Consider the following 15,835-nt stretch of genomic DNA (forward strand, 5'->3'; position numbering starts at 1 on the left):
GGAAGATCCCCGCGCGTGCGGGGACGACACTTGCTGACCTGCGGGTTTATCGGCGAGATCGGGCAAACAGTATCAGTCCGTCGTAGTCGACGGGCTGGGTGCGGTTGCGGCCGGCGGTGCGGGCGGCCCAGCCTTGTTCGTTCGTGGCTGGTTCGATCATGATGGCTTGGCCGTCACCGACGCGTTGGGAGAGCAGGGTCCAGAGCCGGTCGCGGACGCGGGCGCTGGGGTTGCCGACGAAGACGCCCGCCGAGATTTCGATCATCCAGCGGGTGAGGTGGCCGCGGAGGCCGTCGGCGGTGGCGATGAGGACGATGACGGTCACCAGGGTGGGGGTGGCTGGTCGGTGTCGGGTCCGGTGACACCGAGGATGGTGGTGTCGTCGGTCTGGTCGGCGAGGTCGGCGGCCCAGTTGACGCCGCCGGGGACGTGGCCGTCGAGCTCGTCCCACAAGTGGAGTGCGTCCTCGTCGTTATCTCGGGTTCCTTCCTCGATGAGGAGGTCTTTGATGTCGTGGATGATGCGGGCCATGAGGTGCCCGTCAGCGACTTTGTCGCGGAAGGCGGTGCGGATGTCGCGCTCGTCGGTGAGGCCGGCGGCGGCGAGGTCGAAGGCGAGGGGAATGGTGTAGTCGGCTTTGTACAGGTCGGCGATGTCGAGGACGAAGGAGGTGGCGGCTCCGGTGTGGACGAATCCGAGGGCGGGGCTGGCGCCGATGCCGACGATGGCGGCGTGGCAGATGCCGTAGAGGCAGCTGTGTCCGGCGGACAGGAGCCGGTTGATGTCGTCGCTGTCGGCAAAGGGGTCGCCGTGGGTGTAGACGCGTTTGTTCCAGGTGACGCCGGTGCGGGTGGCGTGATCGCGGTAGATCTTTTTGATGCGGGCGCCTTCCCGGCCGCGGAGTTGTTGCATGGTGGCGGTGGTGACGTCGTCGTCGGGGAAGCGTTTGGCGTACATGCGGCGGGCGACGTCAAGGCGTTCGCTGGTGCGGGTGACGAGGTAAGCCTGGCGCATGAGCAGGCCGGCGCCGCGGCTGGGTCCGAGTCCTGCGGCATACATGCGTACGCCGCGGTCGCCGACCCAGCACAGGGCGGTGCCGGAGTCGGCGAGCAGGCGCACGGCGGCGCTGGTGATGCGGGTTCCGGGACCGAGCAGGACGGTGGCGACGAACGCGGCGGGGACACGGACGGTGCGTTCCTTGTTGACCAGGACGACGGCGTTGTCGTCGCGGTCAACGTGGCATTTCTCGACGTAGAGCNTGGAGACGCGGTCCTCGACGCGGTGCAGGTCCTGCGGATTGGACAGCCACCACATGTCAGCGGCCGGCCTGTTCGGTGTGCAGGGGCGCGAGGGTGATCAGCCCGCAGCCGTAGGCCTTGGCAGGGCCGACGCCGTGCAGGAGAGTGGCGCGGGCGCGGGCGGGATCGGTGACGCGCAGGGCGCCTTCGAAGGTGGCGGTGTTGAGGACGACGCGGCGGCCAGTCTTCTCGGTGTTCTTGGCTTTCTTGGGGAAGGTGAGGCGTTCGCGGGCGGTGAGCCGTAGCGCGGGGGCCGGCTCGTCGGTGTCGCCGGGGCCGTCGGGCTGGTTGCGGGGGCCGTCGGGCTGGTTGCGGGGGCCATCGAGGTCGGCGGTGGTGAGCAGGGTGAATCCCCAGCGGTCGATGCGGTCAGTGAGCCAGGTCGTCTGGTGGGCGGCGGTGCGGTGGCCGACGCGGACACCGCGGGGGCGGGGGGCGGCGAGGTGTTCCTTCTGGGCAGGGGAGGGATTGTCGGGGGTGCGGGTGGCGCTGACAGTGTTCGCGCGCAGCCGGAAGCGGAATTCGCGGCCGGTGTGGAGGCGGTCGAGCAGGGGCTGGTAGTCGCGGACGAGGACCTGGGGTTCGTCGGTGTGGATCCAGCCGGCCTGTTCGATGAGGTGCTCCCAGGACGGCGTGGATTCGGTGAGAACGAGGACTTCGGCGCGGTGCGGTCGGTCTGCTCCACGGAGGCCTTCACCGGTTTCCAGTCGCCACAGGACCCGTTCGGTGACGGGTTGGCGGCTGAGCCCGCCGAGGACGGCGGCGTGCATGCGCTGGGGGTTCTTCAGTAGCGCCTGGGCGCCGGTGCGCAGCGGGTTCAGCCAGATCCGGGACAGGTAGGTCATGGTCCGGTCACCATCCGAGAATCGCGAAAGGATCGTGGTGCGGGGTGGTGCCCTCGACGTTGTCGGCGTCGGTGAGCTCGTAGGGGGGTGGGAGGTGGACCCAGCTCTGGTGGACCCGGCGGCTGGTGAACCCTCGCTGGTGGGGATCGAAGGTGGTCGGCAGGTCGATCCGGACGTCGTCCCCGTCTGGGTCGTCAACGGTGACGGGTAGGTCGATGCGGCGGAGGCGGGGTGGCCTGCGCCGGGCGAGGGCGTCGCGGTGGTCGGGGCGGGCCTGCCACGGCACCTGCCGCAGGACCTCCAGGGCGCTGCCCGACCACAAAGCGGCGTCCGGCTCGCTGTCGGGAACGAGGAGGAGGGGGTGGGTCGGCGGGCAGGCGCGGCGGCCGAGCGCGAGGGGAAAGGCGGGGGTGCGCAGCGCGTCGGCGAGGGTGGTGAGCACCGGTTCGGGTGCGGCGAGGGCGGCGACGAACACGGCGTCCTGCAGGTAGAACCGCTCGGTGACGTGGGTGTGCTTCGCCGGGGACGTCGGTTTCTGGAGGCCTTTCGCGCTGACCGCGGCGGAGGGTAGCGGCCGGCCGCGGTAGTCGCTGACGGTGTGGTAGTCGCGCAGCAGGGTGCCGGGCTGGTCGGTGCGGATCCCGAGGGTGAGGCTGAGGAGGTCCTCGATCGGGTCGGTGCGCCGGCGGCCCTGGGCGGCGGCGAGCAGCCCGATGATCCCGCTCTTCGTCGGTTCGGTGAGGGTGTCGCGGCGGTTGAACATGCTGCGGGAACCCCAGGACTGCAGGGGGCCGGCGAGGCGCAGCACCAGGCAGTGGCGGGGCGGGTCCTGGCTCATCGGACGCTGCTCATGAGCCGGTCGCGGGCGGCAGCCACCACTGTGTCGAGAACCTCGTCGAACGGCTTCGGCTCGCCGAGCGCCTTGACGATCATCGCCGTGGTGTCGGTGTTGGTGTTGGTGTCGTCGGGGGCGCGGTAGGTGGAGGCGAGGATGTCGGGCTGGAGGCCCCACAGCGTCGACGCGCTGTTGAGTTCGATGGCGAACTGCTCGAGGGATCCGGTGAGGACGCCCCGGCCACGGGGCAGTACCGGCTTCTCGAACGCGGAGACAAGGTTGACCGGCTGGTCGGGGCGGATCGCGATGGTGAGCAGGTTCGGCACGGTGCGGTGGGCGAAGGAGTTCTGATGGCCGGTCGGCATGGAGGTGGTGAACGCGGTGAGGAACACCCGTAGCGCCTCGACGGTCGCCTCGATGTCACCGCCGAGGTTCTCGGCGAGCTGGTGCAGGCCGACGGTGGCGAACCGGTACAGCGTCGCGGACTGGAACTCGACCGTGCCGATCATCCCGGCGCCGGTCTCGTCCTTGGCGTTCTGGTCGTCAACGGCGGTGTAGTAGTCGAACTCGACGTCGACGGCATGGGTGGACAGGGCATGCGCGACCTGGGTGGCCGCGTCGACGTTCAACGACGCCAGGTCGGCGACCATCCGCCCGAACAGCGCGACGTCGATCGGATGGTCGCTGCCGAGAGTAGCCAGGACAGGCACATCCTTGACCGCGGCGAGCAGATCGCCGTCGCTGAGATCGGCGAGGCGCGGCACATCCTCGACAATGAGGTCGATGAGCCGTTCGAGCTGGGGACGGCCAAAGAACAGCAGATAGGCGGTCTCCGCCGCCTTCTTCCCCGCACTGATCTTCAGAGCGGTCAGAAGGCTGGTGGCGATCCGGGTGCTGGTTTCCGCGTCGAGCGCGCAGCGGGTTGCGAGCCGTTCCGCGAGCAGCGCGGAGATCCGCTTGGTGCGTGTTCCGAGCTGGGCCTGATCGATGTGGTCGGCGAAGGCGGTTCGCGTCGCCCGCTTCCAGGCCTGGGACGACACCCGGGCCCGCTTCNCCCCGCCATAGACGGCTTGTTTCGGGGTACCGGCGTCATCTCGGTTGAGGTTGGACGGAGGGACGGTCTGCAGGATGTGGACGTCGATGTAGCAGCGCATTGGTAGATGCCTCTTTCTGCTGGGTCAGGACGGGAAAGCCCCGGTGCGCGGAGGCAACGCCGGAGGTTAGACGGAAGATCAGGAAGTGCCGGACGCGGCGGCCGGGGTAGCGGCTTTGTCTTTCGGGGGCCGGTAGAAGTACTGGGCTCCCCACCGGCGGCGTACGTCGCCGATCCGCTCGGGGGTCTGCCAGGCGATGAGGTCCCGCCAGAGTTGGGTGTAGTCGAGACCGACGGGGACCTGGCGGAACTGGCGGACCAGACCACGCAGGTGGTAGGCGGCCTCGTCCAGGGTGGTGGCGGTGGCCACGGCGTTGAACCGCCGGTCGACCGCCTCAGGACTGAACTTGTCGCTGCTACGCAGGCGTAGAGCAGCCTCGCCGAGCCCGATGCCAGGCTGATACGCCGCAGTGGGCAGGGACTGCTGGTGCACCGCGAACAAGGTGAGCGCGACGTGCTCCGCGGTCAGGGACCAGGTTCTGCGGCCATCGACGGTGAGCGTGGAGTAGTAGCGCCACATCTCCGGGACGCTGCCAGGCTCGCGGCCAACACCGCGGCGCAACACGGCCAAATCCGCCCCGTCGGGCCGGTCGCCCTTATGGTCCCGTTCCCAGAAGTGCCGTGGCGATGTCGTCTCGCGTGGCGATGTCGTCTCGGATGATGTGGACGATGCGGACGGCGCCGCGGTTACCTCGGTCATCAGACCTTCCTGACGGGTCGTGGGAATCAGGCGGCGGCCAGAGCAAGCCGGTTGTCCTCGTCCTTGCCGAGCACGTCGTTGAGCGTGCGCCGGAATGACATCTCGGCGCCGGCGAGGCGGGCGCCGAACGGCTCACCGGGATCGCGGCCCAGGAACGTCTCAGGACCGGCAGCGGACAACACCGGGTCGACGACCTCCCACGCCAACCGCCGAGCGAGGATCCGCCACGCAAGTTCGGCCCGCTTGGCGTCCTCCGGATGCTGCTGCAACCCGGCTAGCAGCCGGTGCACCGTCGGATTGAAGCTGTGGATCAGTATTTCTCCGAGCCGCTGGCCCTTGTCCCACGGCAGCTTGTCCGTCGCACCGGCAGCCTCACGAAGATCGTCGCCGAGACGGTTGGCGGCGATCCGCAGGCTCTCGGCCTGGGCCGCCACCGCCAGCACGGTCTCACGGACCGCGGAGTCCCGTGCCAGCGCGGTGACCGGGAGGGGAATCTCATCGGCCATTACCTCGTCGATCACCGCCGACTGCGTGCCGTACTTCACCCCGACGGTCAGTACCTGCAGTGGCAGATCATCGGGGACATAGCCGTCGTCACGCAGCCGGGCGAGCTGCGACAGCGCCGTCGGCGCGAACACTTTGTCACTCGACAAGGGCGTTGTGGTCAGCAGAGCCTCCAGCCCGCGCCAGGCCGACCGGCCCGGCTGATGCCGCACCGGACGGACCGGCGGCTCGTCGGCTTTGGGCTTGTCAACCTGCCGCCACGCCGTGTGCGGTTCGAGTGCGTGCACCGATCCGGTGAGCCGGTCACCGGCGGTGAGCACCACCCGTCGGACCGAGACATCCTCGACAGCCGTCGGGTCTGCCTCGGGCACGAGCCGGATCCGCCGCGACTGCCAGGTCAGCAGATCCAGTAGCCCTTCCGGGGCGCGAGTCTCCCAGCGGGAGGTGGCGCTGCTTTCGGATCTCCATTGCGGCCGGTCCTTCTGCCGCAGACCGTGCCGCAGGACGGGGATGCTGAGCATCAGCGTATGGAAGAGCGTCTCACCCAGCGGCAGGACGATCCCGAACTGCCCGAGCGGCCCGGTCGGGTTCCCCATCGTCTTCCCCGTCTTGACCTTCGGGTCATCCGCCGCTCCGGTCTTGATCGCGGCGGTGTCCCAGCAATGGGCTGCGAGCAACGCCCGTGCCGCCGCAGCGGGCGTCAGGCTCGGCGGGTCGTTCTCGGTCCGGGAACTGAACAGCGGAACATTGTTCCCCGAGGCCAGCCGCGGAACCAGCAGCGACACCGGCTTCGTCTCGTCCTTCGCGGTCCGCAACCCGGCGACCTGCGCAAACGGAGCCGTCGGATGAAACAGATGAAATCGTGCCGCCTGTCGGATCAGATACGACTCGATGCCCTCCTCATCCTCAGCCCGATCTTTCCTGATAATCCGGTCGAAACAGCCAGCCTCCCACCGCTGTGACCACTCCTCGTCGGTACGGGGGGCGCCGAACACGTCCAGGACGACGGGCAGCAGGACCTGACGCAGCACCGCCACGGCTTCGAGCGGATCATCAAGGGCCAGCCCGTCGATCGTGTGAGCGTCGACGAGCGCCTTCCTGATCCCCACCTCCAGGCGCCGCCCCCGCTTGATCACTGGGATCCATTGCCCATCGATCAGGTTGAAACCGTTCACTCATTCCCCCGTTCGTAGGCCCCGGCCTGCGCCGACCGTCGGTGGCTCAGCCGAGATGTACCAAGGGCCACCGACAGTTTTGGTCGACCGCGACGGCGCGGCACGTCGGCTGCTACCGATCGTGCGGCTCCTGCTAGGAGATGGACATCTGGCGTCGCCACATCAAGGATCTCCTAACCCATGGCGACCAGATAACTGGCCGAACGGTGCCCATGCTCCCGCCTCGCACCGAAAGTAGCACATACAGTGACGTATGGGGTGAACCGGTATATCTGCACGGATTCGCCTTGTCTCGGAGCATGGGAGTCAGCCGTCCCATCTTGAGCGCCGAGAAGATCAACACCTTGCCCCGGTCCGGCAGTTCACCCTTTACCAGCAGCCGGTCGAGTATCAGCAGCCGGTCGAGGCGCGAGGCTCAGCCCGAGCTTGTTGTCATAGGTCAGGTGTCGCCCCCCGAGGATCGCCGACATGCGATCGTCGAGAATCAGGGCGCGGGTGCGGCGGAGCCAGGAGTCGCCGTCCCAGCCGGCCAGGGGAGTCAGTTCGGCATGCGCCGCGGCGGTGATCTCCTTGTTCGCGGGCAGGCGGATGGTGGCTCCGACGACCTCTTCGAGGACCGCGTCGTCAGACACGGCAACTTCGCCGATGTGCCCGAGCGATCGGCCCGCGAGCGTGAGATACCCGGCCGGTCCGCGGCGGACGAGGACGACCTCCACGGACTCGTCGCTGTCACGGACGACCGCGGTGAGGCGTTCCTCGGTTTCCAGCGGCGCGGTCGCCTTGTCGTGCAGACCCTCGAGCGTGGTCAGGCCCAGACCGTCCTCGCCGGAAAGCAGAAATCCGGTGGCGTTCACCCGGCGACGACGCTCCTTGGCCTCCCATTCCTGCCTGGCCTCGGCCGCGGCATCAGCCCAGCGCGCCGGACCGAGAGGCTCATCACCGTAGCCGAGAGCGACGAGGCCGGGCACGTCGGCGGGAATCGACCATCCACCACCCGTGGCGGCTTCGGCGACGAGAGCGGCGGAGCGCAGCAGTAGATGATCCCCGTACACGGCCCGGCTACCGGCGGGCCAGAGTGGCACAGCCCCGTCGGGCAGCCGCAGACCGCTGACGATCACTTTCGGGTCGCGAAGCCGGGCCGGTCGCTGCCCGGTCGGCCGGTCATGCCGATGCAGCCGGCCGACCCGTTGCAGCAGAAGGTCGATGGGGGCGAGATCGGTGACGAGGATGTCCACATCGACGTCGAACGACTGTTCGGCCACCTGGGTGGCCACGACGACGAGCCGCGCGGGCCGGTCCTGGGCGTTCTCCCGTCCGGGGGGGCCGAGCTTGTCCACGACGTCTTCCGTACGGCTCGCGCGTTCGGCTGCGGTGAACCGGGAGTGCAGCAGCACCACGTCATCACCGAACGTCGTCCGCAGCTCGGCGTAGACGACCTGGGCCCGCTGGACGGTGTTACACACGACGAGAGCGCAGCCGCCCTCGCTCACCTCCGCCGAGACAGCGGCGGCGATGCTCACCGGGGCGAAGTCGGTGGGCTCTGCCAGGATCTCTACCGCAACGGGCACGGACTCACGCCAGGGTGACTGGGACGTCACGGAAAACCGGGGCTTCCCGTCGGCCATATACACCGCGGTGGTGCTCGGGTAGCCGGTGGGCCGCGGCAGATCGGCGAGGTCGACATCGGGGCGCTGCAGGGCGCCCTGCAGATAGGCGCCGGCGAGCTGTGCACGCAGTACCGGCGGCAGCGTCGCGGACAGAACGATGACCGGCACGCCGGTGTCGGCGAGCCAGCGCAACGCCTCGAACAGGAACTGCGCCATGTAGACGTCGTAGGCGTGTACCTCGTCAAGGATGACGACCCGGCCGGCCAGGCCGGCGTGCCGTAGCATCACATGCTTCGTCCGGGTCGCCGCCTGCAGCAGGTGATCCACCGTGCCGACCGTCACCGCAGCGAGCAACCCCCGTTTCGATCCGAAGAACCNCNCCGCGGCCGCCGCGGCGCCCGCCAGCGGTGCGTCGCGACGACCCGGGCCGCTCGTACCCGTACCGAAATCGTCGGCCATCCCATACTCGTCGAGATCGTCATGCACGTCGACGAACCGGACCTGCGACCGAAGTGCCGCCCACTCCTTGTTGAAACGAGCCCGGCCGTGCAGTAGGCCGATCGGAACCTCGGGATCCACCGCGGTGAGCCAGCCGCGGACCCGGCTGAACATCGGATCGCTCGTCGCCTGCGTCGGCATTCCGACGAACACCCCATCCGCACCGACCTTGCCGGCCAGTACCTCCGCGGCGGCGAGCGCCGCCTCCGTCTTCCCCTCACCCATCGGCGCTTCCAGGATCAGTAGCCCGGGGCCGGGCATTTCCCGCACGGCCTGGACCGCGGCGCGCTGCGCCGGCCGGGCTGGCTTACCGAATCTGTGGTGCACCAGGTCAGACTGGTTGCCGGGTGCGGGCCGGTCGGAGCGCCACCCGCCACGCAGACCCAACTGTGCCCAGGCTCGCTGTGCACGCTCCCGCGAGCCCTTCATCGAGATCTCCGCCAGATCCGACAGCCCACCGAAATGCTCTTTGTCGCTCGCGACCCAGTCTGCCATGATGATCATCCCGGATAGGGCAAGCTGACCTCCGCGGGATGGTGTTCGCAGCTCCGAAAAGGAAGCCAGGTCAACGTTGAGGTCGCCGGCCACCCGGTCGACGAACGCACGTTGGACGTCGAGCCACGGTCCGGCGCCGTGGACGGCGGGCTTGTGCACAAGACGGCCACGGTCCGGTATCAGGCCGTGATGGCCCGCGACCAGCGGCCACACCCAGTCACACCCCGGCCGACTCCAACCGACCTGCGGGAGATACTTGCGGACGATGACAGCCCCCGCCCGCGCGTGATGCCACTGCCGGCCCTGCTGAGGAGTCACCCCTCGCCAGCCAAGCCCGGCAGCCCGAACGCGCTGCGCCAAACCCTCGTCCTTCATCTGAAAGGCCGGCGTGGCCTTACCGACATCATGCAGGCCGCACAACAGCGCGAACAGAGACCGCCCGCGACCATCGCTGCAATCATCCAGACGATCCCGAATGGTGGATGCGAGGAAACGATCCCAGACAAGTTCGCCCACCGCCGCCGTATCCAGAAGATGGCCGAGGAGCAGGTGCATCGATCCCCCCGCCTTCTCCGCCGACTTCCCCCATATCATACCGAAGAACTCATCATCCATGAAGACTCCCATCCCAGATATAATGGACAGCCCCATTCAAGCACCTTGCGAAATGAGCCCGTTCATGGGGGCTTGGACGTGACATCGGCCGTCGTAGAAATGCTGTTGACGGCTTGCCTGATTCGTTTTACTGATTATTGAGCTGTGCGTTCTCCCAGCCCTGAAGACAGGAAATCACTGGAAAGATCCCCGCGCCTGCGGGGACGACGGGGCCTCCAACGGGAGACGATCCGCGCGCGGCCGGCGCACGTAGCGCAGCCGGCGCAGACCGGGAAGCCTGCGCCACGCCACGTCAGGGAACTGGCCGTGCCGGTCGCACCGGGGTGGACACCGGGGCGGGGGACACCGGGGCGGGGGACACCAAGGCGGGGGACACCGAGGCGGACACCGGGGTGCGGCGGAGCTTCTCCACCAGGATGGACAGCCGGCGGCCCGGTTTCTCCAGGACGACGTAGCTGATCCATCCACCGAGGACGCCGACCGTGACCAGCATGGCGGCCACCCACGGAAACGCCGACGGCGCATGACTGACCAGCCCGTGCCGGTCCAGCACCAGCAGCAGAATCGGCTCATGCCACAGATACACGCTGTAGCTGATCATGCCGAGCCAGACGAATGCCGGGGTGGCGAAGAACCGGCGCCACAGCGTGTCGCGGGGTGCCAGCACGGATGCGGCGAACAGCACACCGAAACCGATTGAATTCAGCGTGGAGAACGCCTCGAACGATGCCGCGGTGTGCCCCCGGACCAGCGCGCCGGCGATGATGAGCCCGGCGGCGACAAACCGCAACGCACACGCGAGCAGGGCGGGCAACGGCCGCTCCCGACCCCATCGGACATAGAGAACCGCAGTGATCATTCCGAGGCCGAAGTTGCCGGCATAGTTCTGCGGCGAGAACCAGTACGCCCACTGGTCGTGCTGAGCCCGCACGATGTAGACCGCATAGACGATCCAGACGGCGGACACCACGATCAGCAGGACCGGCGGCAGGCAGAGCCGCCGCNAGCGATGCGCCTCGGGTAGTCGATGAGTCTGCCGCCGCAGCCAGCCGGCGACCAGGGCGAGGTATAGATAGAAGTAGACCTCGACGGCCAGCGACCAGGCCGGGCCGATCGTGTAGAACACCCGCTTGCTGTCGAAGACCTGGGTGAAGGTCAGGTGTTCGACCAGGTCGATCCAGTCGCCGGGCAGAGTGGGATTACGCGCCGCCCACACGACGATGAGCGCCGTGTAGTACAGCGGAAGAATCCGCAGTCCACGACGTATGAGCGTGTTCTTGGGTGACCGTTGGGTCCGGCCGGCCCTGACCCGGTTCGCCATCGGCATATACAGCAGGAACCCGGAGACCAGGAAGAACCAACTGATCATCCCGTCGAAGGCGCCGAGGACCTGGCCGAGGAACGTACCCGCGTACGGCGTGTTGCCATCCCCGCGGCAGAACTGATAGGCGTGAAAAATGATCACTGAGATCGCCGCCACGCCGCGGAACCCGCCCAGGTCGACCAGCTCGAGCCTGGGATCGCCCACCGTCGTCCGTCGGCGACCGCGGCGGTTCCCTCCGCTCTCTCCGGTGATACCCACCCCCCCGGCCCGCGGCCGGGCCGAGGTCCGGACCGGCACGGTCGGCCGCTCTCTCGGCGGCGGCACTGGCGGCGGCGGCACTGGCGGCGGCGGCACCGGCGGCGGCGGCACCGGCGGCGGCGGCACCGGCGGCGGCGGCACCGGCGGCGGCGGCACCGGCGGCGGCGGCGGGGGCTGCGCCCACCAGGACGGGAGAGCCGGCGCGGGCAGAACCCGGGACCTCGGCACGATGTTTCGAGGTCCGCCTGGTGTGGTCATGACCTGGCTTCGGGGTAAGGGACCACACCGCCCGCCGCGGAGCCAGCTGGAGGTGCGGAGCCAGCTGGAGGTGCGGTCGCGCCGTCCGGCGTGACCGGGTCGGGCTGCGGCACGGCGCGTGGGGTCACGTGCCACTCGCGTTCCCGCAGCAGCTCCTTCACCGGTGCCAGCCGGGCGATGACGTTCTTGAACTCGCTGTAGACGATGTTCATCAGGCAGAACTGGACGAACCAACTCCGATGGCGGCGGATCGTGGGGTCGGCGAGGGCGTACGCGAACAACGCCTGGATCGGGCCCGCCATCGCCGAGAAGAGTGTGGCGACCACGTACAGGGAGACGTTCAACCGGAAACCGTGCCCGGACTGCGGGNGCAGCAGACCGAAGACGATCAGCGGATACATCTGCAGCGAAAGCCACGGATATATCTCGCGCCAGCCCAGCAGCCAGAGCAGGCCGAGTTTCTGGCGGGCGGTGAGGTCGGGTGAGCCGACGGCTTTCCACAGATGCCGCTGGGAGACCTGGTACCAACCCTGCGCCCAGCGCAACCGCTGCCGCCACAACGCCGACATCGTCGTCGGCGCCAGCTCGTAGGAGACCAGTTCCGGGTCTGCGACGATCCGCTCACCGCTCATGATGGTGCGCAGACTCGCGTCGATGTCCTCGGTCAGCATCGACCCGCGCATACGGGTCTGGTGCAGCAGGTCGGTCCGCCAGTAGCCGTTCGACCCGCCGAAGATCCCGAAACCATGCATCCTCGCCCGGCCGGGATGACTCACCGCATAGATCGACTCGAATTCCACGGCGACGGTGCGGCTGATCCGCGATGCCTCTCCGTTCCGGATCACGCAGTGCCCCTGGACGACCGCGGCCCCGTGCGACAGCCACCGCCAGGCCCGCCGGAAGGCGTCCGGTGCCGGATGATGATCCGCGTCGAAGACACCGACGAACTCACCGGTGATCATTGGCATCGCCGCGTTCACGTTCTGCGCCTTGGAGGTGCTGGTCGGCACGTGCATCGGGATGAAACGGGGATCGGAATCGGCGATCCGCGCGAGCGTCTCCTCCACGGGCAGGTATCGGGGAGTGTTATAGGCGAGGATGATCTGTAGTGGACCCGGGTAGTCCAGCCGGAGGAACGCCTTGACCGTGTCGACGATCGTGGCCGACTCGTTCGGCAGATACGCGGCGATGATGGCGCTCGCCGCCGGGAACGGCGCGGCGGGCGCGTCCGGGCACTTCTCCGGTTCGAGCGCCGACAACTGCTCCAGGTAGGNGGTGAGGGTAGTGCCGGCCAGCGCGATGGCCAGGAGTGCGAAGACGACGTGGGTCGGGTCGAGGCCCAGTGTGAACAGTGTGCTGTAGATCCCGAACGGGAGTCCGAGGCAGATCGCGGTCGAGACGACGATCTGGACGGCGTCGGACGGCCGCAACCGTGTGTGCAACGGGCGCCCGGAACGTCGCGGCTGGTTCTCCGCTGGTTCCATCTTCGGGTCGTAACAGACGGGGACCATGTCGAGCTGCCCTGCGGCGAGCCCCATGGCCAGCCGGGCCCGCCGCAGGGCGGTGGCATCATCGATGGTGTCGTCCACCTGGACGAACCCCGGAACGGGGGTGACCCGCAGACGCTCGCCGTTGACGGCGAAGTCACAGCTTGCGACCGTACGCACGATCTCGCCGAACGCCGCTTCGGCGGAGCGGCCCGGCCGCGTCGGCAGGACGACGACCACCTCGCCGGGGCGGCCCTGGCCGATGGCGGAGCCACGCCACCGATGCAGATCACCTGCCAGGGCGGCGACCTGATCGAGTAGAGACAGGCAGGCGCCCGGAGCGAGGCGCTCGCGCAGCCGGCCGAACTCGGCGATGTACAGAAGGCCGACGACGCAACTCCGGCCCGTCGATCGAGTACGGCTCCGGGCCTGCTGGACGGTCGCGATGGCGCGATCGTGGTGCTCGTGATGGTAATGCCGTCGTCCTGGCACCCGCATGACCCGCCGCCATCCGGATCCATCCGGGACGGCGAGGTCACTCGTTCCCGGATCCAGATCCACCACCACGTACTCCGGCGGCGGAACTGCCATGTTCGGTGTGTTGATCCCCCCCGGCGTCGGCCTTTCAGCGACCGTTTCAGCGAAATTCGCAGCCATGAACTGAACTCTCGCTAGATTCGCCGGATAATTCTAAGTCTTTTTGGTGTAGGGAGTCGTGGGAGTCGGGGCAGCACTCCTCTCTCCTGGCCGGAAGGTAAATACCTGGGAGAGTGATTCTCTACTGGTTCAGCTTTATCGTGGCCGACACCATACCAGTCGGGGTTCGGGTGTCTGTTGGTGGGCCGTGCGCCAGGGGGAGACGATACGTTGCGTTAGCGGCATGCGAGTTAGATTTAACGTTCTGTTCATCCTTTGCGGTAATCATTCTTACCCACGCGGATCGCGGACGATTCAGCGTCCGCGATCTCTGCGGGAACGGCGATAGGACGCGGCTGGACACGGCTGGACACGGTCGGGCATGACCGCGTGCGACCGGGCACGGAAAAGGCTCCCCGTTTCCGGGGAGCCTTATGTGCGTATGGTGTTGGTGAAGTTGCGCCATGCAATGAACAGTCTGAGGTCCGCGCTCTTCCCGCAGGTAGCGGCCATGATGGCGCCGCACCTGGTGACACTGTTGATCACGGGAGTGACCAGTCCGCCGAGCGGACAGGGGGTGCGATCTGTCAAGCTCGTAGCGAACGAAGCACGTCGAGGATCGGCGGTGGCGCGGGGCCGATCCTGCCGATCGGCAGGATCGGCCCCGCGCCACCGCCGATCCTCGACGTGCTTCGTTCGCTACGAGCTTGACAGATCGCACCCCCTGTCCGCTCGGCGGACTGGTCACTCCCGTGATCAACAGTGTCACCAGGTGCGGCGCCATCATGGCCGCTACCTGCGGGAAGAGCGCGGACCTCAGACTGTTCATTGCATGGCGCAACTTCACCAACACCATACGCACATAAGGCTCCCCGGAAACGGGGAGCCTTTTCCGTGCCCGGTCGCACGCGGTCATGCCCGACCGTGTCCAGCCGTGTCCAGCCGCGTCCTATCGCCGTTCCCGCAGAGATCGCGGACGCTGAATCGTCCGCGATCCGCGTGGGTAAGAATGATTACCGCAAAGGATGAACAGAACGTTAAATCTAACTCGCATGCCGCTAACGCAACGTATCGTCTCCCCCTGGCGCACGGCCCACCAACAGACACCCGAACCCCGACTGGTATGGTGTCGGCCACGATAAAGCTGAACCAGTAGAGAATCACTCTCCCAGGTATTTACCTTCCGGCCAGGAGAGAGGAGTGCTGCCCCGACTCCCACGACTCCCTACACCAAAAAGACTTAGAATTATCCGGCGAATCTAGCGAGAGTTCAGTTCATGGCTGCGAATTTCGCTGAAACGGTCGCTGAAAGGCCGACGCCGGGGGGGATCAACACACCGAACATGGCAGTTCCGCCGCCGGAGTACGTGGTGGTGGATCTGGATCCGGGAACGAGTGACCTCGCCGTCCCGGATGGATCCGGATGGCGGCGGGTCATGCGGGTGCCAGGACGACGGCATTACCATCACGAGCACCACGATCGCGCCATCGCGACCGTCCAGCAGGCCCGGAGCCGTACTCGATCGACGGGCCGGAGTTGCGTCGTCGGCCTTCTGTACATCGCCGAGTTCGGCCGGCTGCGCGAGCGCCTCGCTCCGGGCGCCTGCCTGTCTCTACTCGATCAGGTCGCCGCCCTGGCAGGTGATCTGCATCGGTGGCGTGGCTCCGCCATCGGCCAGGGCCGCCCCGGCGAGGTGGTCGTCGTCCTGCCGACGCGGCCGGGCCGCTCCGCCGAAGCGGCGTTCGGCGAGATCGTGCGTACGGTCGCAAGCTGTGACTTCGCCGTCAACGGCGAGCGTCTGCGGGTCACCCCCGTTCCGGGGTTCGTCCAGGTGGACGACACCATCGATGATGCCACCGCCCTGCGGCGGGCCCGGCTGGCCATGGGGCTCGCCGCAGGGCAGCTCGACATGGTCCCCGTCTGTTACGACCCGAAGATGGAACCAGCGGAGAACCAGCCGCGACGTTCCGGGCGCCCGTTGCACACACGGTTGCGGCCGTCCGACGCCGTCCAGATCGTCGTCTCGACCGCGATCTGCCTCGGACTCCCGTTCGGGATCTACAGCACACTGTTCACACTGGGCCTCGACCCGACCCACGTCGTCTTCGCACTCCTGGCCATCGCGCTGGCCGGCACTACCCTCACC

General features: G+C 67.8%; 10 protein-coding genes and 1 pseudogene. 1 reads left to right on the forward strand and 10 read right to left on the reverse strand.

Features of this window, described 5'->3' with window-relative positions:
• Nucleotides 1-46: 46 nt before the first annotated feature.
• The 10 genes from cas2e to ALLO2_RS00510 all read right to left on the reverse strand — a co-directional run bounded on the left by cas2e (nucleotide 47) and on the right by ALLO2_RS00510 (nucleotide 13,643).
• Nucleotides 47-325 carry a type I-E CRISPR-associated endoribonuclease Cas2e gene (gene cas2e, locus ALLO2_RS00465; protein WP_011434500.1) on the reverse strand — a complete coding sequence of 93 codons (279 nt, stop codon included), beginning with the start codon at nucleotides 323-325 and terminating at the stop codon, nucleotides 47-49.
• Nucleotides 322-1,314 (reverse strand): type I-E CRISPR-associated endonuclease Cas1e, encoded by a 993-nt coding sequence (gene cas1e, locus ALLO2_RS00470; RefSeq protein WP_035729000.1) that lies wholly within the window; start codon nucleotides 1,312-1,314, stop codon nucleotides 322-324. The genes cas2e and cas1e overlap by 4 nt, the downstream gene beginning before the upstream one ends.
• Before the next feature lies 1 nt (nucleotide 1,315).
• On the reverse strand, nucleotides 1,316-2,143 hold the full coding sequence (gene cas6e, locus ALLO2_RS00475; protein WP_011434498.1) for a type I-E CRISPR-associated protein Cas6/Cse3/CasE: 828 nt from the start codon (nucleotides 2,141-2,143) through the stop codon (nucleotides 1,316-1,318).
• Nucleotides 2,144-2,150: 7 nt separating this feature from the next.
• A complete protein-coding gene (gene cas5e / locus ALLO2_RS00480) occupies nucleotides 2,151-2,981 on the reverse strand; it encodes a type I-E CRISPR-associated protein Cas5/CasD (protein WP_011434497.1) in 831 nt (276 codons plus the stop codon).
• Nucleotides 2,978-4,132, reverse strand: a complete 1,155-nt coding sequence (cas7e, locus tag ALLO2_RS00485; protein ID WP_035729003.1) for a type I-E CRISPR-associated protein Cas7/Cse4/CasC — start codon at nucleotides 4,130-4,132, stop codon at nucleotides 2,978-2,980. The genes cas5e and cas7e overlap by 4 nt, the downstream gene beginning before the upstream one ends.
• A 78-nt stretch (nucleotides 4,133-4,210) precedes the next feature.
• On the reverse strand, nucleotides 4,211-4,831 hold the full coding sequence (gene casB / locus ALLO2_RS00490; RefSeq protein ID WP_011434495.1) for a type I-E CRISPR-associated protein Cse2/CasB: 621 nt from the start codon (nucleotides 4,829-4,831) through the stop codon (nucleotides 4,211-4,213).
• A 26-nt stretch (nucleotides 4,832-4,857) separates the two neighbouring features.
• Entirely contained in the window at nucleotides 4,858-6,510 is a 1,653-nt protein-coding gene (gene casA, locus ALLO2_RS00495; RefSeq protein ID WP_011434494.1) for a type I-E CRISPR-associated protein Cse1/CasA, read from the reverse strand.
• A gap of 362 nt (nucleotides 6,511-6,872) precedes the next feature.
• The gene (locus ALLO2_RS00500; protein WP_035729005.1) at nucleotides 6,873-9,761 is read right to left on the reverse strand and encodes a CRISPR-associated helicase/endonuclease Cas3; all 2,889 of its coding nucleotides are present in this window, start codon (nucleotides 9,759-9,761) and stop codon (nucleotides 6,873-6,875) included.
• 256 nt (nucleotides 9,762-10,017) lie between these two features.
• Nucleotides 10,018-11,253 carry an acyltransferase gene (locus ALLO2_RS00505; protein ID WP_232234810.1) on the reverse strand — a complete coding sequence of 412 codons (1,236 nt, stop codon included), beginning with the start codon at nucleotides 11,251-11,253 and terminating at the stop codon, nucleotides 10,018-10,020.
• Between the two features lie 308 nt (nucleotides 11,254-11,561).
• Nucleotides 11,562-13,643 carry a glycosyltransferase family 2 protein gene (locus ALLO2_RS00510; RefSeq protein WP_232234811.1) on the reverse strand — a complete coding sequence of 694 codons (2,082 nt, stop codon included), beginning with the start codon at nucleotides 13,641-13,643 and terminating at the stop codon, nucleotides 11,562-11,564.
• Nucleotides 13,644-15,031: 1,388 nt separating this feature from the next.
• Here ALLO2_RS00510 and ALLO2_RS26135 point away from each other — a divergent pair.
• Nucleotides 15,032-15,835, forward strand: a pseudogene (locus tag ALLO2_RS26135) (glycosyltransferase family 2 protein); the annotation flags it as partial.

Source organism: Frankia sp. Allo2, from assembly GCF_000733325.1.
GTDB classification, from domain to species: domain Bacteria; phylum Actinomycetota; class Actinomycetes; order Frankiales; family Frankiaceae; genus Frankia; species Frankia casuarinae.

What these genes read in the sequence shown, in the direction of transcription:
- cas6e (WP_011434498.1), bottom strand. Translation starts at nt 2,143, where the DNA reads ATGACCTACCTGTCCCGGATCTGGCTGAACCCGCTGCGCACCGGCGCC.
- cas5e (WP_011434497.1), bottom strand. Translation starts at nt 2,981, where the DNA reads ATGAGCCAGGACCCGCCCCGCCACTGCCTGGTGCTGCGCCTCGCCGGC.
- casB (WP_011434495.1), bottom strand. Translation starts at nt 4,831, where the DNA reads ATGACCGAGGTAACCGCGGCGCCGTCCGCATCGTCCACATCATCCGAG.